The sequence below is a fragment of the Rhizobium sp. 57MFTsu3.2 genome (assembly GCF_012932765.1).
In the GTDB taxonomy this organism is placed as follows: Bacteria; Pseudomonadota; Alphaproteobacteria; order Rhizobiales; family Rhizobiaceae; genus Rhizobium; species Rhizobium altiplani.
In genome coordinates this window covers 155,610-175,818 of the sequence record NZ_JDWI01000003.1, presented here as the reverse complement: position 1 = coordinate 175,818, position 20,209 = coordinate 155,610, and the positions used below count along the sequence as shown (strand labels likewise).

General features: G+C 59.8%; 15 protein-coding genes and 1 riboswitch. Of the genes, 8 read left to right on the top strand and 7 right to left on the bottom strand.

What is annotated here, in order from left to right:
* Positions 1–178 precede the first annotated feature (178 nt).
* Together AF71_RS04985 and AF71_RS04980 are read left to right on the top strand one after the other, a co-directional pair.
* Positions 179–2,491 carry an NADP-dependent malic enzyme gene (locus AF71_RS04985; RefSeq protein ID WP_113471035.1) on the top strand — a complete coding sequence of 771 codons (2,313 nt, stop codon included), beginning with the start codon at positions 179–181 and terminating at the stop codon, positions 2,489–2,491.
* Between the two features lie 122 nt (positions 2,492–2,613).
* Positions 2,614–3,699: a DUF2865 domain-containing protein gene (locus AF71_RS04980; RefSeq protein ID WP_169680248.1), complete on the top strand. Its 1,086-nt coding sequence runs from the start codon at positions 2,614–2,616 to the stop codon at positions 3,697–3,699.
* Between the two features lie 6 nt (positions 3,700–3,705).
* Here the strand turns inward: AF71_RS04980 and bluB are convergent, their stop codons facing one another.
* Both bluB and AF71_RS04970 read right to left on the bottom strand, forming a co-directional pair.
* Positions 3,706–4,395, bottom strand: a complete 690-nt coding sequence (gene bluB, locus AF71_RS04975; protein ID WP_169680247.1) for a 5,6-dimethylbenzimidazole synthase — start codon at positions 4,393–4,395, stop codon at positions 3,706–3,708.
* A gap of 39 nt (positions 4,396–4,434) precedes the next feature.
* A riboswitch (cobalamin riboswitch) is annotated at positions 4,435–4,617 on the bottom strand.
* Positions 4,618–4,643: 26 nt separating this feature from the next.
* Positions 4,644–5,477: a PD40 domain-containing protein gene (locus AF71_RS04970; protein WP_169680245.1), complete on the bottom strand. Its 834-nt coding sequence runs from the start codon at positions 5,475–5,477 to the stop codon at positions 4,644–4,646.
* 217 nt (positions 5,478–5,694) lie between these two features.
* On the opposite strand from AF71_RS04970, the gene AF71_RS04965 reads away from it, so the two are divergent.
* The 3 genes from AF71_RS04965 (at position 5,695) to AF71_RS04955 (ending at position 9,238) form a co-directional block, all read left to right on the top strand.
* Positions 5,695–7,623, top strand: coding sequence for an LTA synthase family protein (locus AF71_RS04965; protein WP_169680243.1), 1,929 nt, complete (start codon positions 5,695–5,697; stop codon positions 7,621–7,623).
* Between the two features lie 81 nt (positions 7,624–7,704).
* Positions 7,705–8,229 (top strand): DUF1003 domain-containing protein, encoded by a 525-nt coding sequence (locus AF71_RS04960; protein WP_018854826.1) that lies wholly within the window; start codon positions 7,705–7,707, stop codon positions 8,227–8,229.
* Positions 8,230–8,362: 133 nt separating this feature from the next.
* Positions 8,363–9,238, top strand: a complete 876-nt coding sequence (locus tag AF71_RS04955) for a hypothetical protein (RefSeq protein ID WP_169680242.1) — start codon at positions 8,363–8,365, stop codon at positions 9,236–9,238.
* A gap of 124 nt (positions 9,239–9,362) precedes the next feature.
* On the opposite strand, the gene AF71_RS04950 is transcribed toward AF71_RS04955, so the two are convergent.
* The 4 genes from AF71_RS04950 to rpiA form a co-directional block, all read right to left on the bottom strand.
* Complete coding sequence (locus AF71_RS04950) at positions 9,363–10,736, bottom strand: 3-deoxy-7-phosphoheptulonate synthase class II (RefSeq protein WP_018854824.1); 1,374 nt, start codon at positions 10,734–10,736, stop codon at positions 9,363–9,365.
* Between the two features lie 320 nt (positions 10,737–11,056).
* Positions 11,057–12,442, bottom strand: a complete 1,386-nt coding sequence (gene gor, locus AF71_RS04945; RefSeq protein ID WP_018854823.1) for a glutathione-disulfide reductase — start codon at positions 12,440–12,442, stop codon at positions 11,057–11,059.
* A gap of 110 nt (positions 12,443–12,552) precedes the next feature.
* Positions 12,553–13,143 (bottom strand): DUF2059 domain-containing protein, encoded by a 591-nt coding sequence (locus tag AF71_RS04940; RefSeq protein WP_018854822.1) that lies wholly within the window; start codon positions 13,141–13,143, stop codon positions 12,553–12,555.
* Positions 13,144–13,160: 17 nt separating this feature from the next.
* Complete coding sequence (rpiA, locus tag AF71_RS04935; RefSeq protein WP_169680241.1) at positions 13,161–13,859, bottom strand: ribose-5-phosphate isomerase RpiA; 699 nt, start codon at positions 13,857–13,859, stop codon at positions 13,161–13,163.
* 191 nt (positions 13,860–14,050) lie between these two features.
* Here rpiA and AF71_RS04930 point away from each other — a divergent pair, with 191 nt between their 5' ends.
* Positions 14,051–14,758, top strand: coding sequence for an HAD family hydrolase (locus AF71_RS04930; protein ID WP_018854820.1), 708 nt, complete (start codon positions 14,051–14,053; stop codon positions 14,756–14,758).
* Between the two features lie 375 nt (positions 14,759–15,133).
* Positions 15,134–16,237 (top strand): ABC transporter substrate-binding protein, encoded by a 1,104-nt coding sequence (locus AF71_RS04925; RefSeq protein ID WP_246733589.1) that lies wholly within the window; start codon positions 15,134–15,136, stop codon positions 16,235–16,237.
* Positions 16,238–16,415: 178 nt separating this feature from the next.
* Here the strand turns inward: AF71_RS04925 and AF71_RS04920 are convergent, their stop codons facing one another.
* A complete protein-coding gene (locus tag AF71_RS04920) occupies positions 16,416–18,290 on the bottom strand; it encodes a murein L,D-transpeptidase (protein ID WP_169680238.1) in 1,875 nt (624 codons plus the stop codon).
* A gap of 399 nt (positions 18,291–18,689) precedes the next feature.
* On the opposite strand from AF71_RS04920, the gene fumC reads away from it, so the two are divergent.
* Entirely contained in the window at positions 18,690–20,081 is a 1,392-nt protein-coding gene (fumC, locus tag AF71_RS04915; RefSeq protein WP_018854817.1) for a class II fumarate hydratase, read from the top strand.
* Positions 20,082–20,209 lie beyond the last annotated feature (128 nt).

The window sequence follows — 20,209 nt, the reverse complement described above, 5'->3', positions numbered from 1 at the left end:
TTCAGGAAGATGACATCCGGTTGTCACGCCCGATTTTCCCGGTCTCTACAGACCTGCGCTCCCGTCACGGCAGATTTGCGCTGTTTTCGCATTTCGAACGGAAATTCCGACTGTTCGACCATCCCGTTTAATGTATTGAAGGCAGTTCAAAGACAGCATGCGGCAGCCGGAGGCGATGATGGATCATCACGAAAAGTCCAAGACGGAAAAGAATTTGGCAGGTGGAAGCCTCGACGAGCAAGCGCTCTACTTCCATCGCTATCCGCGTCCGGGCAAGCTTGAAATCCAGGCAATCAAGCCGCTCGGCAACCAGCGCGACCTGGCGCTGGCCTATTCCCCCGGCGTCGCAGCACCCTGTCTCGCCATCCGCGACAATCCCGAGACGGCCGCCGACTATACCTCGCGCGCAAATCTCGTAGCGGTCATTTCCAACGGTACGGCCGTTCTCGGCCTCGGCAATATCGGTCCGCTGGCATCAAAGCCGGTCATGGAGGGTAAGGCCGTCCTCTTCAAGAAGTTTGCCAACATCGATGTCTTCGATATCGAGGTCGATGCAACGAGTGTCGATCAGATGGTCTCGACCGTCGCTTCGCTCGAGCCGACCTTCGGCGGCATCAATCTCGAGGACATCAAGGCGCCGGAATGTTTCGAGATCGAGCGCCGTCTCCGCGAGACCATGAAGATCCCGGTTTTCCATGACGACCAGCATGGCACGGCCATCATCGTCGCTGCGGCGATCCTCAATGGCCTGGAACTGGCCAACAAGAAGATCGACGAGGTCAAGATCGTCGCTTCGGGCGCGGGTGCCGCTGCCCTCGCCTGCCTCAACCTCCTCGTCACGCTGGGCGCCAAACGCGAGAATATCTGGGTCCACGACATCGAAGGCCTGGTCTACGAAGGCCGTACAGAGTTGATGGACGAGTGGAAGAGCGTCTACTCCCAAAAGAGCGACACGCGCACGCTTGCGGAAAACATCGGTGGCGCCGACGTATTCCTTGGCTTGTCTGCCGCCGGCGTGCTGAAGCCGGAACTGCTGGCGCAGATGGCCGAAAACCCGCTGATCATGGCGCTCGCCAATCCGACGCCGGAGATCATGCCCGATCTCGCCCGCGCTGCCCGCCCCGATGCAATGATCTGCACCGGTCGCTCCGACTTCCCGAACCAGGTGAACAATGTTCTTTGCTTCCCCTACATCTTCCGGGGTGCTTTGGATTGCGGCGCGGTCACCATCAACGAAGAAATGAAGATGGCTGCCGTGCGCGCCATCGCGGCACTTGCGCGCGAGGAGCCGTCCGACGTCGCCGCCCGCGCCTATTCGGGTGAAACGCCGGTCTTCGGCCCGAACTACCTGATCCCTTCGCCCTTCGACCCGCGCCTGATCCTGCGGATCGCCCCGGCGGTCGCGAGGGCTGCCGCCGAAAGCGGTGTCGCCTTGCGTCCGATCACAGATTTCGACGCCTATCTCGACCAGCTCAACCGTTTCGTCTTCCGTTCCGGCTTCATCATGAAACCGATCTTTGCTGCGGCGAAGAATGCCGAGCGCAAGAGGGTCATCTTCTCGGAAGGTGAGGATGAACGCGTGCTGCGCGCCGCGCAGGTGCTGCTGGAAGAAGGCATTGCCGAACCGATCCTGATCGGCCGCCCGCAGGTCATCGAAACGCGCCTCCAGCGCTACGGCCTGCGCATCCGCCCGCTTTCGGATTTCGACGTCATCAACCCGGAAGACGATCCGCGCTTCCGCGAATATGTCGATCTCTACTTCTCGCTGGTCGGGCGTCGCGGCGTCATTCCGGAGGCCGCCCGCACGATCGTTCGTACCAACACGACCGTCATCGGCGCGCTGGCGCTGAAGCGCGGCGAAGCCGACGCTCTGATCTGCGGCCTGGAAGGCCGTTACGAGAAGCATCTGCGCGACGTTCGCCAGATCATCGGCAAGCGGCATGACGTCTGCGACTTCTCGGCACTCAGCCTGCTGATCTCGCAGCGCGGAGCCACGTTCTTCACGGACACCTACGTCACCTTCAATCCGACTGCGGAAGAAATCGCCGAGTCCGCGGTTCTCGCCGCCGAGGAAATCAAGCGCTTCGGCATTACGCCGCGCGTGGCCCTCGTTTCCCACTCGAATTTCGGCTCGCGTGAATCCGAGAGCGCGACGAAGATGCGTGCTGCTCTCAAGCTCGTTCGCGAAGCAGCCCCGGAGCTTGAAGTCGACGGCGAGATGCATGGCGAGAGCGCGATCTCCGACGCCCTGCGCAAGCGCGTCATGCCCGACACGACCCTGCATGACGAAGCGAACCTGCTGGTCTTCCCGAACCTGGATTCGGCGAATATCACCCTCGGCGTCGTGAAATCGATGATCGACGGCTTGCATGTAGGGCCGATCCTGCTGGGCGCTGCGCTGCCGGCGCACATCCTGGCGCCCTCGGTGACCTCCCGCGGTGTCGTCAACATGGCTGCCCTCGCCGTCGTCGAGGCTTCACAGCCGGCGTGATTTGCGGCCGATCGAGAAAATGCGCTAAGATTCCGACTGCAGCCTGTTAAGACAAACGGGCTAGCAATGGAGGCGCGGCGGGACGCCGCGCCTTACGACCTGCTCACCGATGGGACGATGCCTTGAACCGCTGGATTCTGTCATTCGCATCCGCACTTGTGTTGATCGGCCCGGCCCATGCCCAGGTGCCGGCGATCTGCGGAGACCTGCGTGCCCGCCTTGCGGATCTGCCGCAAATCATCGGCAGCACACCCGAGGTGCGCAAATTCGCCAGCGCCATCGCCGAACAGAACCTTGAGCTTCGCAAAGTCCGTAGCGATCTCCGTCAGAACGGCTGCACAAGCGGCAGCATGGTCGTGATCGGCGACGATGACGGCTATTGCGGGGAGCTTGAGCGCGCGGAGAGCAAAATGGTCGACAACATCCGTTATCTGCAGCAGCGGCGCGACGAGCTGCGTGGCCAAAGCGAGGATGTCCGCACGCGAAACGAGCTTCTTGCGGCGCTCGATGACAATGGCTGCAACGAGGAACAGTGGCCCGCCGACAGCGGCGATGGATATGCACCGCCTCCAAGCATTGAAGATCAGGCGCTGCGAAACGACACCTTCGTACCGCCGGGTGGCGATCCCGGCCAGCGCCGATACGGTCTCCCCGGCATGTCGACGCCCTCTCATCTCAATACCGTCTGTGTGCGCACCTGCGACGGTGGCTTTTTTCCGTTAAGCTCGAATGCAACCTCGCAGGACTTCGCCCGCGATGCCGACACCTGCTCGAAGATGTGTCCCGGCATCGACACCGAGCTCTTTTATCATGACGTCTCCAGCACTGAGACTTCACAGATGATATCGGCGGCGACGGGCGCTCCTTACAGCGCAATGCCGAACGCTTTCGCCTACAAGAACCGCAAACCCGGCGAAAAATCATCCTGCAGCTGCGACCTCAACGCCTACTATGAGCGGATGCGAAAAAGCCAATCGATCAGCGAACCGCCGCAACAAGGATCGATCACCACGATCGAAACCAAGAAGCCCGAGCCAGCGAGCAAGGTCGCCGCCCCGGCTGCACCGCAGCCTCAGGTGCCGGACAGGCCATATGATCCGGCGACCAACAAGGTGCGCCAGATCGGTCCGCAGTTCTTGGCCGGCGACCAAGGCACAATCGACCTCAAGCATCCGGCAAAGCCGGGCCCTCAGCCGCAGCAGCAATAGCCGCCCTCAGTCCGCTGGATTGTCCCAGCGATCCGTAAACACCAGTTCCTCCAGCAGCAATCGCTGGCGCCATCCTTTGACGGCGAGTTCCGGCTGGTCATAGAACCGGTCGACATAGCCGACGCAGAGCCAGGCAACGATCTCGACCCGATCAGGAACACCGAGGATGTCCTTGATATCGGACTCGTGAAAGATACTCACCCAGCCGACCCCCACGCCTTCGGCGCGGGCGGCGAGCCACAGATTCTGCACGGCGCAGACCGTGGAGTAGGAATCCATCCGCCGATTGTGCGTCCTGCCAAGAACGACATCGCCGCAGCGGTCCGGATCGCAGGTCACGCAGATGCTGAGCGGTGCGGTTCGGATGCCCTCAAGCTTCAGCGAGCGATAGAGCTGTTGCCGCCCGCCTTCGAACATCTCGCCGGCCTCGCGGTTGGCGCGATTGAAGGCCTGCCACGCGGCCTCCTTCACCTTGTCATCGCGCACCAGGATAAAATTCCAGGGCTGCATGAACCCAACGGACGGCGCGTGATGCGCGGCCGTCAGAAGCCTTTTGACGACGTCGTCCGGTATGGCATCCGGGAGAAACTCGGAACGCACGTCGCGTCGCGTCGAAATCGCCCTGTAGACGGCGTCGCGTTCCTCGTTCGAAAAGGCTGCGGCTCCCGACAGGGAGCCTGAGTGGTCTGGTCGCATCGTCAATCCCCAACAACACAACCGCCCGCAGTCCACGCGGGTCAGTCTATGATGTCGGGCCGGTCTTCTGACTTGGCGTCATCCGACTGCCGCGCCTTCCCGGTACTGGACCAGTGGCTCTTTGCGGCAGCCGTCAGCCTTACAGCGTTGGGCACGTTTCGGTCTTTCACCGAATTCCCGATTCTCCCGCCTGCGACGGGCACCCGACGGACGCGTCTATGCCTATAAACCCTGGCCGACGCAATCCCTTAATCCGAGACGGGAAAGTAGCGCACATAGGCGAACTCATCACCTGACGGCGACCAGTTGGGCACGTTGATCGTTCCCTGCCCGCCGAAGAGATCGAAGAGCGTCGTCAGGTTTGCGCCATCCATGTCCATCAGCCGCAGGCGAACATCGAGATCGCGTGGATGGTCGAACACATCAGGATCGTAAGAAAGGATCAGAACCTTGTCGTTGTTGGGCGACGGATGGGCAAACCAGTTCCCATAGTTGTCACTGGTGACCTGCTCGAGACCGGTCCCATCGGGATGGATTCGCCAGATTTGCATGAGGCCGGTGCGGCTAGAATTGAAGTAGATCCATTGACCGTCGGCGGAATAGTCCGGCCCGTCATTGCGCCCCTCGCCGTGGGTCAGCCGCTTTTCTTCGCCGCCGTCAACGGAGATCGTGTAGATATCGAACAAATCGTTGCGGATGCCACAATAGGCGAGTTGCTTCCCGTCGGGCGACCAGCCGTGCCAATAGGATGGCCGATTTTGCGTCACCAGCCGCGGCGTACCACCTTCGGCCGGCAGCACATAAATCGTCGACTTCCCGAATTCGGTTTTGTCGGAGATGACGATCTGGCGGCCATCGGGCGAAATGCCGTGGTCGTTGTTGCAGGTCGTCGCAAAGCCGGTATCGACCTTGCCGACCTTGCTCGAACCATCAAGTGCGAGACGGTAGAGGAGTCCGTCGCCGTTCAACAGTAGATAGGTCCCATCCGGCGAAAAGTTCGGCGCCTCAACGAGTTGCGTGGTTTGCCAGACGACGCGCGCCTCGCCTGTCCTGATGTTGTAGATCTCAACGGAACTGCGCAATCTGAATCCTCCTGAGCATCGAATCCGCCAGACCTACGACGGCTCGCCACTCAGCACAAGCAAATGCGCCTGACCGAGAATCTGCTCTGGAGGTAGCTCCTGCGTGATGGGCGTTTTATCCACCGATCACAAATGCGGGAAACCTAGCGGTTCATCTAGCGTTCATGACGAAGATGTGACAGTTCGACGAAGCTTTTATGACGTCGGAGTTTTCCAGTTGATCGCGTTGGTAATGAGGTCTGCAGCGGCAGCGCGTTTTGCGTCGCTTTCCACCGATTTCGGGGGAAGCGCTCGGTCGCCCGCCCTACGCACCGCACTCAGCGTTGCTTTTTGTGCCCTGCTTGCGCTCCTTGCCACCGCCACTGTCGAGATCATTGCCCGCGATGGGTTGGCCGACGTCCGCGAATTCCTGACATCGCCTGTGCGTCCGGGGATGACGACGGTTGTGATGTTGACTGTCCTGATGCTGTCGCTCGATGCAGTCCTGGGCCGGCGGTTCATTTCGGCGCTGATCGTTCTTCCGCTTGTGATCGTCCCCGCCATCGTATCCAACCAGAAGCAGCACTACCTTTCGGACCCGCTTTATCCATCGGACGTCCTTTTCGGGCGGCAGATCATGGAACTGCTCCCTGTGATGGTGCGCGACCGCCCCTGGACGGCCGTTGCAATGCTTGTCGGCATTGTCCTTTCCGCTACCGCGATTGTCATCTTCTGGCGCTTCGCCTGGCGCAACTTCCCGAAGCTCCCAAGGGCCTCTCGCGTCCGCCGGCTTTGCGTCGGCCTGCCCGTTATCGCGGCTTTCGGGTCCTTGATGGACTATTCCCAGTATTCCTTCATCCGTGACCGCCTGCAGGTGGTTCCGATGATGTGGGACCAGAAGGAAAACTACCGGAGCAACGGCTTCATCCTCGCCTTCATCTTCAACATTCCGATGGCAGACGTGGCAGCGCCTGTCGGCTTCGGTACAGAGGCGCTCGACGCCATCCCCGGCCGCAACTACGGCTACCTCAACGGACCACGCGAAAAGCCTGACGTGATCATGCTGATGAGCGAGTCATTCTGGGATCCGACCCGCCTGAAGACGCTGAGCCTGTCGCCAGATCCTATGCCGACGATCCGTGCAGAGCAGTCCGGCTATGTCTTCTCGCCGGAGTTTGGCGGCATGACCGCCAATGTCGAATTCGAGGCGCTGACAGGTTTCTCCAACGCCTTCCTGCCATACGGCAGCATTCCCTACCAGCAATACATCCGTCGTGATGTTCCCTCGCTCGCCACGTTCTTCCGTGGCGAAGGTTACGCGGCGCGGTCGCTGCATCCGTTCAGTGGCTGGTTCTGGAATCGCAACGAGGTTTACAAGGACTTCGGCTTCGAGCAGTTCCGCTCCGAAGAAACCCTGCCTCCCATGGAAAAGCGAGGCATCTTCGCTTCGGACGAGTCGCTTATGAAGGAGATCATGAACGAGGCTGACGGCATGGATCGCCCGTTCTTCTTCTTTGGTGTCACCTTGCAGGGACATGGCCCCTACGAACCGAACCGTTACGCCCACAACACTATCGACATCAAGGGCAACCTGAACGATGCCGACCGCGCCACCCTTGGCACCTATACGCAGGGTGTCAAGGAAGCCGACGACAGCCTCAAGATGCTGATGGATTGGGCAGAAAAGCGCGACCGCGAAACGATCATCGTGCTGTGGGGCGACCACCTGCCCCCGCTCGGCAATGTCTACATGGCGACCGGCTACATGCCGGACCAGGTTGCCACCCGCAAGGCATCAGTGAGCGTCATGAAGCAGGAACACGAGACCCCGCTCGTCATCTGGTCGAACAAGAAGGGCAGCAAGAAGGATGTCGGCACCATCAGCCCCTCACTGCTTCCGTACCACCTCCTGAAGTTCGCCGGCTTCGAGCATCCCTACTACACGGGCTTCCTCGGCCGCGTGCAGAAGAAGTACAGCGTCATCGACCGATATCAGCTCATCGCCCGCGACAACGCGGCATCTCCCGATTGGGTCCTGAAGCCGAAGAACCTCGATCCCCTCGTCCGGGACTATCGATACCTCCAGCATGACATCATGTTCGGCAAGGCTCAGACGCTCGAGCGGTTCTTCCCGCAGCATGCCTGGCTCTATGCGCAAGGCGCATAGAAAAGCGGCACAAGCCCGCATTGCAATTTGAAAACATTACGGAATACTGGCGCCCGAGCGATCTAGCATTCGGAGTCGGCCATGCATAACCTATCGGACCTCATCCACCATCACTTCGACAAGCCGGCCGACGAACTCGGCGAGATCGAAAGGCGCGTTCTCGCGAAGGCGCACGAGCGGAAGATAATCTCGACCGATATCAATGCCGCTCTTCAAGCCGAATCTTCCTCCGGCCAGCGCTTGGCAGATACGATTGCGCGTGTTGGCGGCTCGTGGAGCTTTATTATTGCTTTCCTGCTCTTCCTGGTCTTCTGGTGCGTTGTAAACACCATTGTATTGCTGACGCGCGCCTTCGATCCCTATCCGTTCATTTTCCTCAATCTCGTGCTTTCGATGCTGGCGGCGATCCAGGCTCCGATCATCATGATGTCGCAAAACCGCCAGGCGGAGCGCGATCGTTTCGAGGCGGCAAAAGACTATGAGGTCAATCTCAAAGCAGAACTGGAAGTTCTATCCCTGCATCAGAAGATTGACATGCGCGTGCTCACCGAAATTGCAGCATTGCGCGAAGACATCGAGCGTTTGAACCAGCGTCTGCCCAGTTGATCGAAGGATCCGGGATCGCTTGAATTTAACTATACCAATCGATTAACGATCCGCTAACCAAGTCCCGCATTGAAACATCGACGCAAATGTTGGAGGAGCAACGGGAACCAATCCGATCCGACAATACGATACGATGCTCACTGGCCGACTGCATACACGCGACGAAATCCTTCATCACCCTCTGTTTCTGTCGATCGAACGCCAGATCGCACTCCACCTTATCGGCATTCACAAGCGCGCTCCTCGCCTTGCCCGCCTCGCCGCCTCGCACCAAAAGTGGCTAATGACGCAAACGCTGTTTGCCATGCATGCCGGACGAGACCGAGGCAACCCACGTTCGGGGCTCACGGCCGGCCGCATGATGCAGGTGGCCAAAGAGTTCGATCTCGCCAGTAAGAATACGGCTGCGTCGTTCCTTGCAGAACTGATTGCCTATAAGTTCCTGCGGGATGCTGCCGATGAAACGCCCGACCGGCGCCTGCGTCGCCTCGAGACGACCGAGGCGAGCGAGGAGGCCATGGCCTCCTGGTTCCAGGGCCATATGGCCTGCCTCGATCAACTCGACGGCGGCAATCGCGCGAGCCTGACCGCTGACACCCCGCGGCTCTTCCTTCTCGCACAGCCGCGAGCTGCGCGTGCCCTTATCCAGGATCCGGTCTGGAAGGAACCCCGGAGCAGCATCGGGCATTTCCTCTGGTCGGATGTCGGCGGCCTCGTGCTGCACGATCTGATCAGCCGCCTGCCGGACGACGCGCGGGAGCATGATCGCACTCTGCTGAAAGGCGTGACGATCAGCGAAATCGCGAGCGACTTCGGCACCTCCCTCACCAACTTGAAACGGATGTTCAAGAAAGCAGAAACGGACGGCATGCTCGGCTGGGAAAACCCGCGCAACCGTGGCACGCTATGGCTTTCCAAGACATTCATCGAGGACTATTTCCACTGGCAATCCGCAAAGTTTGCCGAATTGGACAGCGCTATCCACTGGGCGGCCGGCCAAATCCGCTAGAGCATTCCGCCGATGCGAACTCATACGGAGCGACGTCCGATACGGTAGTCAGAGCGCGCCACCCGCCACCATCGTATAAAACAAAAAAGCCCGGCATCAGGCGGGCTTTTTCTTCTATTTTCGATCAACCGTTGACGGCCATGCGCTTTTCGTCGCGCCCGCCCTTCATGCGCTCGGCCAGCAGGAAGGCCAGTTCGAGCGCCTGGTCAGCATTGAGACGCGGGTCGCAATGCGTGTGGTAGCGATCGTGCAGATCCTCGGCCGTGACGGCGCGGGCGCCGCCGGTGCATTCCGTCACATCCTTGCCGGTCATCTCGATGTGGATGCCGCCCGGATGCGAACCTTCTGCACGATGGATCTGGAAGAAGCTTTCGACTTCCGACAGGATCCGCTCGAACGGACGCGTCTTGTAGTTGTTCAGCGTGATCGTGTTGCCATGCATCGGATCGCACGACCAGACGACCTTGCGCCCCTCGCGCTCGACCGCGCGGATGAGACGCGGCAGATGCTCGGCAACCTTGTCGTGGCCGAAGCGGCAGATCAGCGTCAGCCGGCCCGCTTCGTTTTCCGGATTGAGAATGTCGATCAGGTTCAGAAGATCGTCCGCCTGCAGAGACGGACCGCACTTCAAGCCGATCGGATTCTTGATGCCGCGGCAGTATTCGACATGGGCATGGTCTGCCTGGCGCGTGCGGTCGCCGATCCAGATCATGTGGCCCGAAGTCGCGTACCAGTCGCCAGACGTCGAGTCGACGCGCGTCAGCGCCTCTTCATAGCCAAGCAGCAACGCTTCGTGGCTGGTGAAGAAGTCCGTCTCCCGCAGGCTCGGATTGTTTTCCGCGCTGATGCCGATCGCCTTCATGAAGTCCATGGTTTCGCTGATGCGGCCGGCAAGCTTGCGGTAGCGCTCACCCTGCGGGCTATCCTTGACGAAGCCAAGCATCCACTGATGGACGTTCTCGAGGTTCGCGTAGCCACCCATTGCGAAGGCGCGCAGCAGGTTCAGCGTAGCGGCCGACTGGCGATAGGCCATAGCCTGGCGCTCCGGGTTCGGAATACGTGATTCTTCCGTGAACTCGATGCCGTTGATGATGTCGCCACGGTAGCTCGGAAGCGACACGCCATCCTGCGTCTCGATGCCGGAAGAGCGCGGCTTGGCGAACTGCCCGGCGATGCGGCCGACCTTGACCACCGGCAGCTGTGCCCCGAAGGTCAGGACGACGGCCATCTGCAGGAACGCACGGAAGAAGTCGCGGATGTTGTCGGCGCCATGCTCGGCAAAACTCTCGGCGCAATCGCCACCCTGCAGCAGGAAACCGTTGCCTTCTGCAACGTTGGCGAGATGCTTCTTCAGCCGGCGTGCTTCACCCGCAAAGACAAGAGGCGGATAGGATGCGAGCTGGGCTTCCGTTGCTGCCAATGCGGCCTGGTCCGGATAGTCCGGAACCTGCTGGATCGGTTTTTGCCGCCAACTACTCGGTGTCCAATTCTCTGCCATCTTACTCACCTGCTCCACCATCCGGTCAGTCCGGATGTTCCGTCCTAAAAATGTTGGGCGGCTTATAACCCTTTAGTGCCATCTTGCATAGCGGCGTTCCGCTCTTCGACACTGAGGATTAAATCGGCGACCACGCGCGATATAAAGGAATTCGATGACGTATTTTCAAACAGAAAACGTACGATCAACGATCACTATACCAAGACGGTTTGTATCCAATTTAAGCTTGTCCCGGAAAAACGCCGGCAATTCTAATGAGGCGTCATACAGGCGCTCTTCCTCAACGTGATCCGCACGCCCCACATCACCAGCTGCTGGCGTCAGACATGAACACCGTCCCGAATGCGATAGCTCGGGGCATACATTGTGACGAGCTCTTCCGCGGCCGTCGGATGCACGGCCATCGTCCGGTCGAAATCGTCCTTCGTGCAGCCCGCCTTCAGCGTAATTCCAAGGATCTGGGCCATCTCACCGGCGTCGTGGCCGAGGATATGCGCGCCCACAACCTTTTGGCTGGCAGCGACCACAATCAGCTTCATGATCATCTTCTCGCCACGCCCCGACAGCGTCGCCTTCAGTGGACGAAACTGCGCACGGTAGACCTCGAGCTCCTTGTAGCGCTTGCCCGCTTCCTCCTCGGTCAGCCCTACGGTACCGATCTCGGGCTGCGAGAAGACCGCCGTTGCGATCGTCTCGTGATCGGGCTTGGTCGGATTGTCCTTGTACTCCGTCTCGATGAAGCACATTGCCTCGTGGATCGCCACCGGCGTCAACTGTATCCTGTCGGTGACATCGCCGAGCGCATAGATGTTCGGGACGTTGGTGCGAGAATAGTCGTCGACCACCACCGCTCCGCGCTCGTCGGTCTTCACACCGGCGGCTTCCAGGCCTAGGCCTTCCGTATTCGGAATGCGCCCGAGCGCCAGCATCACGACATCGGCAACCAGCGTGCCGTTCTTCAGCGTCTCGACGGAAAGACGACCGTCCTCTTTCGATACCTTCTGCAGCATATCATGGCAGAGGATGCGGATGCCCTTGGCGGTCATCGCCTCGTGCAGTCCCTGGCGGAGGTCCTGATCGAAGCGCGACAGAATCTCGGCGCCGCGATAGATCAGCGTCGTCTCGACGCCGAGGCCGTGAAAGATATTGGCAAACTCCACCGCGATATAACCGCCACCCGCAATCACAATCGCCTTCGGCAGCTCCTCCAGATGGAAGGCCTCGTTGGAGGAAATGCAGAGTTCGTTCCCAGGCAAAGCCGCGTGCGGGTTCGGGCGGCCACCGGTCGCGATCACGATGGTCTTCGCGGTCACCGTCTTGCCGGTATTGACCAACCGGACCGTATGCGCGTCGACCAATTCGGCACGTGTTTCCAGGATTTCGGCGTTGGCGCCGGCCAGTCCCTTCTTGTAGAGCCCTTCCAGTCGCGCGATCTCGTTGTCCTTCGCGGCAATCAGCTTCTTCCAGTCAAACGAGCTCTCGCCGACCGTCCAGCCGAAGCCAGCGGCATCCTCGAAATGTTCATGGAACTGAGCCGCATAGACAAAGAGCTTCTTAGGCACGCAGCCGCGGATCACGCATGTTCCGCCGTAGCGGTACTCCTCTGCGATCGCGACCTTCTTACCGAGCGAGGCTGCAACGCGAGCGCTTCGCACACCGCCTGAGCCACCGCCAATGACAAAGAGATCGTAATCGTAGGACGTCATGAGAAACTCCGGATGGAATCGGCTGGTGAGGTGAAAGTGATATAGTATCGGCGGCCGCAAAAACAAAAGCCCGGACGGTGCCGGGCTTTTGATCTGTTATTCGCGCCTTCTTACGGCTTCGGCTTTGCAGCAGCCGGTGCAGCTGGCTTCGGCGCGGCCGTCGCAGCCGGGTTCGCCGGATCGGCAGCCGGTGGCGGGGCCTTGATGACCTTCACGAGTTCAGCGCTCGTCTGTTTCTGCAGATCGCGCGAGATGCCCTGCGCCCAAATGTCGGCGGCCTTGACGGTTTCGCGCGAAGCGATCGGGCCATCCTTGAGCAGCTTCTTGCCAACCGGCGAGTTGTAGAACTCGGCGATCGCGTTGAGTTCCTCGACGGAGAATGCCTTGGCATAGGTCAGCGCGGCTTCCTTCTCGAGATCGGCGCGACGCGGTGCAAGGGCCAGTGCCTGCTTGTCGACCTCAGCGGTGATCGCATCCTGGTAGTTCGGCGAGTCCTGGATGAGATCGGCCTTCAGGCGCTCAGCCAGTCCGGGCAGGATGTTGTCGAACTGCGCGGTGGCGCCGATCGCGTCGATCGCAGCGCGGGCCGCCTTCAGCTGCTCCGGAGAGGCTTCCTGCGCATGTGCGGCAAAGCCGAATGCGACGCCTGAGAAAATAACGGTCGCAGCAGCAAAACGGCCAAGACCTGCAAATTTAATCATGAGTTTCAATGCTCCTGTTACCTGTTCGCCCGCAGCGTGCGTGCGCCTGCTGGACCTGCAATGATCGCAAGCGCCGCCATTTTTAGAAAGAGCCCGTGTTCAACGACTCCGGGTATTGAATTCAGCTCGTTTGAAAGCGCCTCTGCATCAGGAATGCGGCCAAAAGATGCATCCAGGATGTAGTGGCCGCCGTCCGTCATGAAGTCTTCGCCACCGGATTGGCGCAGCGTCAGGCTGCCGCTCAACCCAAGCTTCGAGGCCTTCTTTTCGATCGCCATGCGTGTCGATACGAGTCCGAACGGATTGACCTCAATCGGTAGCGGAAATGCGCCAAGTGTCTCGACCAGTTTGCTCTCGTCGGCAATCACGATCATGCGCTGAGATGCCGCAGCGACGATCTTCTCGCGCAGCAGTGCACCGCCGCCACCCTTGATGAGCGTGAGGTCGGAATCGACCTCATCCGCGCCATCGATCGTCAGATCGAGTTCCGGCAGTTCATCCAGTGACTTCAGCGGTACGCCGAGCTCGACGCAAAGCCTTGCCGTGCGTTCGGAGGTTGGCACGCCTTCGACCTTGAAGCCGGTTGAAACCTTCTCTGCGAGCAGCCGAACAAACTCTTCGGCAGTACTCCCGGTTCCGATTCCAAGCCGCATGCCATATTCGACATGAGCGAGTGCGGCCTCGGCGGCCTTGATCTTCATTTCGCGGGCATCCATGCGCCGCTGACTCCGAATTATTGCGTTGGATGTGCTGTTTACACGGCTCGCTTGCCAAACGAAAGCCAAAAGAGCGTAATGATTTTTGAAAAGCCGTGGGCATTTGCAACTCGTCGCCTTTGCCGGCAAATATTGCTTTTCCGGTCCTCATCACCTACTGCCGATGACATCATTTCTGAAAGGCGCAATCCTTGACCCCTGCCCTTGTTGTATTCGATCTTGACGGAACACTGCTCGATACTCACACCGATCTTGTTGAGAGCCTGAATTATACGATCGCGGCAATCGGTGTGGCGCCGGTCAGCTACGACGACCTCACGCATCTCGTCGGACATGGCGCCAAGGTCATGATCGAGCGGGCCTGCGGTCTTCGAGGACATCCGTTGGCACAGGAACAGCTTCCTGCCCTGCTCAACCGCTTCATTGCGCACTACACCGACAACATGCCGGGACATACCGCGCCTTACCCCAGCCTGGTCGAGGCAATGGATCAACTGAAGAGTGCCGGCTGCAAGCTTGCCGTTTGCACCAACAAGCTCGAGGGCCTGGCGCGCAACCTGATCGAGAAGCTTGAACTCACCCATTATTTCGATGCCATTGCCGGCGGCGACACCTTCACCGTCAGGAAGCCCGACGCCCAACATCTTCTCGGAACCATCGAGCGCGCCGGCGGCGATGTCCGCAGGACCGTCATGATCGGCGACAGCGTCAACGACATTCTTGTTGCCCGCAATGCCGGCGTCCCTTCGATCGCCGTGCCGTTCGGCTATTCCGACGTCCCCGTCGAGACCCTCGGGCCAACGAGCGTGATTACGCATTTCAAGGAGTTAACTCCTGCCCTGATCGACGAATTGATCGAGGACTTCACCTCGGCAACGCCGGCGGCGGCGGCAGGCTGACGCAAAAGAAAAGGCGGCCCGCGGCCCAGCCCCTAACCCGATCGCGCGAAAAAACCCTCGCGAAACCCTGACCTACGCAAGGAGGTTTTGCGACATGCCCAGCCTCGACTATGGACTCTTCTTTTGCAGAGGCGCAGATTCAGGATACAAGGCGCAAGTTGCAAATCGTCCGATGCCGCATGCGTGATATGCGCAACTGATACATGATTGGCTCGCGATAGTTCCAAGTGGGTTGCGCATAGCCCGCATGTCCCTGTTCAGGTGACCGACGAATGGACGGTGCGACTGCGTTCCAGAACCGTCACGGAGGGAAATATGCCTGATTTCCAGCGCAGAAAATTTCTCGTTCAAGGTAGCACGGCGGCGCTCGCCGGGATGGCCGGTCTCAATTCTTCATCTCCTGCGTCCGCGGCTCCGACGGACGAGCTCGTGGCCGCTGCCAAGGCAGAGGGCCACCTCACCGTTGTCGGCCTGCCTCGCGACTGGTGGGGATACGGGGACATCATCGACGGTTTCAAGGCGAAATACGGCCTTTGTATCACCGAACTTATGCCCGATGCGGGATCGGCCAAGGTGATCAATACCATCAGAAATGCGAGGGACACAGCCGACCCGCAAGCGCCTGATGTCATCGACGTCGGTCTGCCTTTCGCCTTATCGGCGAAGAGGGACGGCCTGCTGCGGCCTTACAAGGTGGCGGCGTGGGAAGCCATTCCGGACGCAGCCAAGGATCCTGATGGATACTGGTACGGCGGCTACTACGGCACGCTTGCCTTCGAGGTCAACGCGGATATCGTGACGACGATGCCGACCGATTGGGCGGACCTCGCCTCGCCGAAATACAGAAATGCCGTGGGTCTCGCCGGCAATCTGACATCAAATCAAGCCATCCAAGGCATTTTCGCTGCGGGCCTGTCAGCTGCTCACGGGAACGCGGACGAGGCAGCCGATCAGGGGCTGAGCTTCTTTGCAGACCTCAGCCGCCGCGGCAACTTCGTTCCTATCGTCGGCGGCCTTGCTTCGCTTGAGGACGGGCGCACGCCTATCCTCGTTCGCTGGGACTACCTTGCAGCTACTGATCGCGAACGATCAGGAGGACGAACCAGGATTGAGATCGTGAGGCCGAAGACGGGCATCGTCGGTGGCGTCTATGCCCAGGCCATCAGCGCGTTCACTCCGCATCCGAACGCAGCCCGATTGTGGATGGAATACCTATACACTGAGACGCGGGCCTTCCTGAATAGCGGGTATGCGCCTGCCGACTTGGAAGGAAAGCTGGCACGGGTTCAGCATTCTGGTACCGAAGTCTACCCGCTCTTCCCAACACAGGAAGAACTCGATAGAGCAAGGGAGATCATCACCAACGGGTGGGGAGACGTCGTCGGAGTGCAAATCCAGTGTCTCCCGTGCGGAAGCCCTTCCGGTATCCCAATGGTTTTCAGTGAAGGCACCATCGGACAGCGCACGATGTCGCGGTAGCCGATATGGTTTTGATCGCCGTGCCATTCGACTATTCCGACATCCCGTCGAGATCCACGGAGCCTGCACAGATCGACGAATTGATCGCGGAGCTTGCTTCCGCAACGCGCGCAGCGGCGGCAAGCCGATCGCAAAAAGAAAAGGCGGCTCCCCGGCCGCCGTCATATCATCGGCGCGATCAAATCTGCGCGTCACGCGCCTTCGTCGTCGCATCGAAAGCCTTCTGCACATAGGCGTCGCGGCCGTATACGTCATCGAAATACTGGATGACACCATCCTTGTTCGGCCAGGCCGTGAAGTAAGCCACGTAGACCGGGATCTTCTGCGGAACCTGCAGGGCGTGGTTCTTGCCCGTGGCAATCTCCTTGCCGATCTGGTCCACCGACGTGTTCAGCACGGCCGCTGCCATCGCGCGTGGCTCGGCAAGGCGGACGCAACCATGGCTGAGGGCGCGCATATCGCGTTTGAAGAAGCTCTTCGAAGGCGTGTCATGCATGTAGATGGCGTGAGCATTCGGGAAAAGGATCTTGAGTTCGCCAAGCGCATTGTCGTCGCTCGGCGGCTGGCGCACGGAAACGTTGGTCGTCGAGTCGTACCAGTCGACGCTGGACGACGCCACGGCGCGACCGCCGACTGTTACCTCATAGCCCATCCGGTCCAGATAGCTCGGGTCGGAGCGCAGGCGCGGCAGCATCTCGTTGATGATGATCGACTGCGGCACACCCCAGAAAGGATTAAACTCGACCGTCTCGATCTGATCCTGGAAGAAGAAGGTCTGGTGTGACGGCTGACCGATCACCACGCGCATCGACAACTGTTCCTTGTTGTCGTTGTGGTAGTAGACCATATAGGCCGGCTGGTTGATGAAGACATAGCGCGAGCCGAGGTCGGCCGGCAGCCAGCGGGCCTGCTCCAACGCAACAATCAGCTTCTCGACCTTCGATGCGTTGCTGTCGCCGCCAGCCATGATGCGGACCGTCGCCTGGCCGATAACGCCGTCCGGCTTCAGTCCATGTTCCTTCTGGAAACCTTCAACGAGCGAAACGATCTCAGGCGAATATTCGGTGCTGCCCGTATAGGCGGAGAGCGTTGTCGCATGTTCCGCCTTGAGCGCGGCCGAGCCATGCTTGCCGATCGCCTTCACGATGTTCGGGATTTCGGACGAGTTGTCGCCCGGACGAAGCAGGCCGCTCAGCGCGATATCGATGCGCTCTTCGCTGGCTCCCTCTGCGCGCAACTTCGCCAGTTCGCCTTCGAGTGCAACGAACTGCGGCTCATCCGGCGTACGGCTTCTGAGATAGGCCGAGGTATCCGGGCTCATGCGGGCGAGCTTCAGCACCGGCGCAAGGTTCACGTCCTTACGCTTGAAATCGTGATAGCCGGAGAGCTTGTTCGGATCGACGCGACCACGAACTGTATCCTGGACATAGGCGAGCACCTTTGCGGACAGTTCCAGTTCAAACTGCGTCAGGGCGCGGTCACGGACTGCCGGATCCGGATTGGTCGGATCCTCCGCCGGCACCTGGACCGCATAGTCGGCCGGGTCGAGACCGACCGAAGCGGCATCCGCCAGAACGTCCATCGCCGCCTTGGCACGATCGTTGACATCCGTTCCGGCGAGCCAGACCAGCGGATTCTTCACATCGCCGTAATAGGCCTCAAGCGCCCTGGCGACTTCGACGGGGGCGCGCACCTTCGCCTCGATAAGGAAGCGGCGCTGTACCGACGGCGTTGCCTCGGTCGCAGCCGACGCATCGGCAACTGCCCCGGTGACGACAGGATCGGTAAATTTACCGGTATCGACGAAGCGCATCGCATCTGGCTGATAGGTATAGTAGCGCGGGCTCGAAACCTTCGGCAGCGGCGCATCCGGAGCCGACTGAAGGAAGGACGGAACCGACCGCCTCGGATTGACAATCGTGCTCTGGGTGCGAGCGCGATCCCCGCGGATCATATCCATCAACGTGTAAGCCTGCGCGGGCGTGGAACCCATCGCAGCCATGCCGCAGGAAAGCGCTAGTGCGGAAGCCGCACCTTTCAGAAGGAATGTCATGCTTTTATCCAGTCCCAGTGTCATGCTGTCTTCAAATCGCGGGCAAAAACCCGCCTTAAAACTCGTTTCATCCGGCGCGAGCGTCACATGGCAGAAACTGGCCGCAGCCGCCAGCCTTGGGCCTCTCAACCCAAAGTAACGCGGAAAACGCTTATGCCGAGCCCCAGTTCACACAAAATAATGAAATTATTAGTTAATTTTTTACTTTATTTTCGCCTTCGGACACAGTGGCCAACGAGGCACTGAAATATAAAAATTTAGCCGTGTCTAAATGGCCACTGATCACCCGCCGATAACATGATTTATACATTCATATTTTGCATTTCCAGCAGTTTTCTTCGTCCCGTTTCGGACCTATAAGACGCATCTCCGAAGGCACCGCGACAGAAAGGCATGACCATGACCTCCACCCGCACCGAAACAGATACGTTCGGCCCGATCGAAGTACAGAACGACAGATATTGGGGTGCTCAGGCGCAGCGCTCGCTCGGCAATTTCAAGATTGGCTGGGAGAAGCAGCCGCTTTCGATCGTTCGCGCCCTCGGCATCGTCAAGCAGGCGGCGGCGCGTGCCAACATGGCGCTCGGTCAGCTCAATCCGGAGGTCGGCAACGCCATTGTCGACGCGGCGCAGGAAGTGATCGACGGCACGCTCAACGACCACTTCCCCCTCGTTGTCTGGCAGACGGGCTCCGGCACGCAGTCAAACATGAATGCCAACGAAGTGATCTCCAACCGTGCCATCGAATTGTTGGGCGGCGTCATGGGATCGAAGAAGCCGGTGCATCCCAACGATCACGTCAATATGAGCCAGTCGTCAAACGACACCTATCCGACGGCCATGCATATCGCCTGTGCGGAGCAGATCGTGCGCCACCTGCTTCCGAGCTTGAAGCACCTGCACGCCGCGCTCGACATGAAGGTCACCGAATTCAGCCACATCATTAAGATCGGCCGCACGCACACGCAGGATGCGACGCCGCTGACGCTTGGCCAGGAATTCTCCGGCTATGCAGCGCAGGTCGGCTCCGCCATCAAGCGCATCGAATTGACGCTTCCTGGCCTTTGCGAGCTGGCCCAGGGCGGCACCGCGGTCGGCACCGGTCTCAACGCGCCTGTTGGATTTGCCGAGAAGGTCGCTGACGAGATCGCCGAAATCACCGGCCTGCCCTTCGTGACGGCCCCGAACAAGTTCGAAGCACTCGCCGCCCATGACTCCATGGTGTTCAGCCATGGCGCCATCAATGCGGCCGCCGCCGCGCTCTTCAAGATTGCCAACGACATCCGCCTGCTGGGCTCCGGTCCCCGCGCCGGCCTCGGCGAACTCGCCCTTCCCGAGAACGAGCCCGGCTCCTCGATCATGCCCGGCAAGGTCAACCCGACCCAGTGCGAGGCGCTGACGCAGGTCTGCATCCACATCTTCGGCAACAACGCGGCCCTCACCTTCGCCGATAGCCAGGGGCACTTCGAGCTCAACGTCTACAATCCGATGATGGCCTACAACTTCCTCCAGTCGGTGCAACTGCTCGGCGACGCCGCCGTTTCTTTCACCGACAATTGCGTCGTCGGCATCGAGGCGCGCGAGGACAACATCAAGGCCGGTCTCGAACGGTCCCTGATGCTGGTCACGGCGCTTGCTCCGAAGATCGGCTATGACAACGCCGCCAAGATCGCCAAGACCGCGCACAAGAACGGCACGACCCTGAAGGAAGAAGCGTTGGCGAGTGGCCTCGTCACCGTCGAGGAATACGACGCAATCGTTCGCCCTGAAACGATGATCGGCCCGAAGTAAGCCTGCCTCCTCGCTTGCTTGAAACAGTTGACACCGCCGTACCCGCGGCGGTGTTTTCCAGATTTTCATGACTAAACCAGACAAGTTTTAGAATTATTGCAATTGCGAAGACGCCCGAATAGATCATC

What these genes read in the sequence shown, in the direction of transcription:
- AF71_RS04985 (WP_113471035.1), top strand. Translation starts at nt 179, where the DNA reads ATGGATCATCACGAAAAGTCCAAGACGGAAAAGAATTTGGCAGGTGGA.
- bluB (WP_169680247.1), bottom strand. Translation starts at nt 4,395, where the DNA reads ATGCGACCAGACCACTCAGGCTCCCTGTCGGGAGCCGCAGCCTTTTCG.
- AF71_RS04960 (WP_018854826.1), top strand. Translation starts at nt 7,705, where the DNA reads ATGCATAACCTATCGGACCTCATCCACCATCACTTCGACAAGCCGGCC.
- AF71_RS04955 (WP_169680242.1), top strand. Translation starts at nt 8,363, where the DNA reads ATGCTCACTGGCCGACTGCATACACGCGACGAAATCCTTCATCACCCT.
- AF71_RS04950 (WP_018854824.1), bottom strand. Translation starts at nt 10,736, where the DNA reads ATGGCAGAGAATTGGACACCGAGTAGTTGGCGGCAAAAACCGATCCAG.
- gor (WP_018854823.1), bottom strand. Translation starts at nt 12,442, where the DNA reads ATGACGTCCTACGATTACGATCTCTTTGTCATTGGCGGTGGCTCAGGC.
- AF71_RS04940 (WP_018854822.1), bottom strand. Translation starts at nt 13,143, where the DNA reads ATGATTAAATTTGCAGGTCTTGGCCGTTTTGCTGCTGCGACCGTTATT.
- rpiA (WP_169680241.1), bottom strand. Translation starts at nt 13,859, where the DNA reads ATGGATGCCCGCGAAATGAAGATCAAGGCCGCCGAGGCCGCACTCGCT.
- AF71_RS04925 (WP_246733589.1), top strand. Translation starts at nt 15,134, where the DNA reads ATGGCCGGTCTCAATTCTTCATCTCCTGCGTCCGCGGCTCCGACGGAC.
- AF71_RS04920 (WP_169680238.1), bottom strand. Translation starts at nt 18,290, where the DNA reads ATGACATTCCTTCTGAAAGGTGCGGCTTCCGCACTAGCGCTTTCCTGC.
- fumC (WP_018854817.1), top strand. Translation starts at nt 18,690, where the DNA reads ATGACCTCCACCCGCACCGAAACAGATACGTTCGGCCCGATCGAAGTA.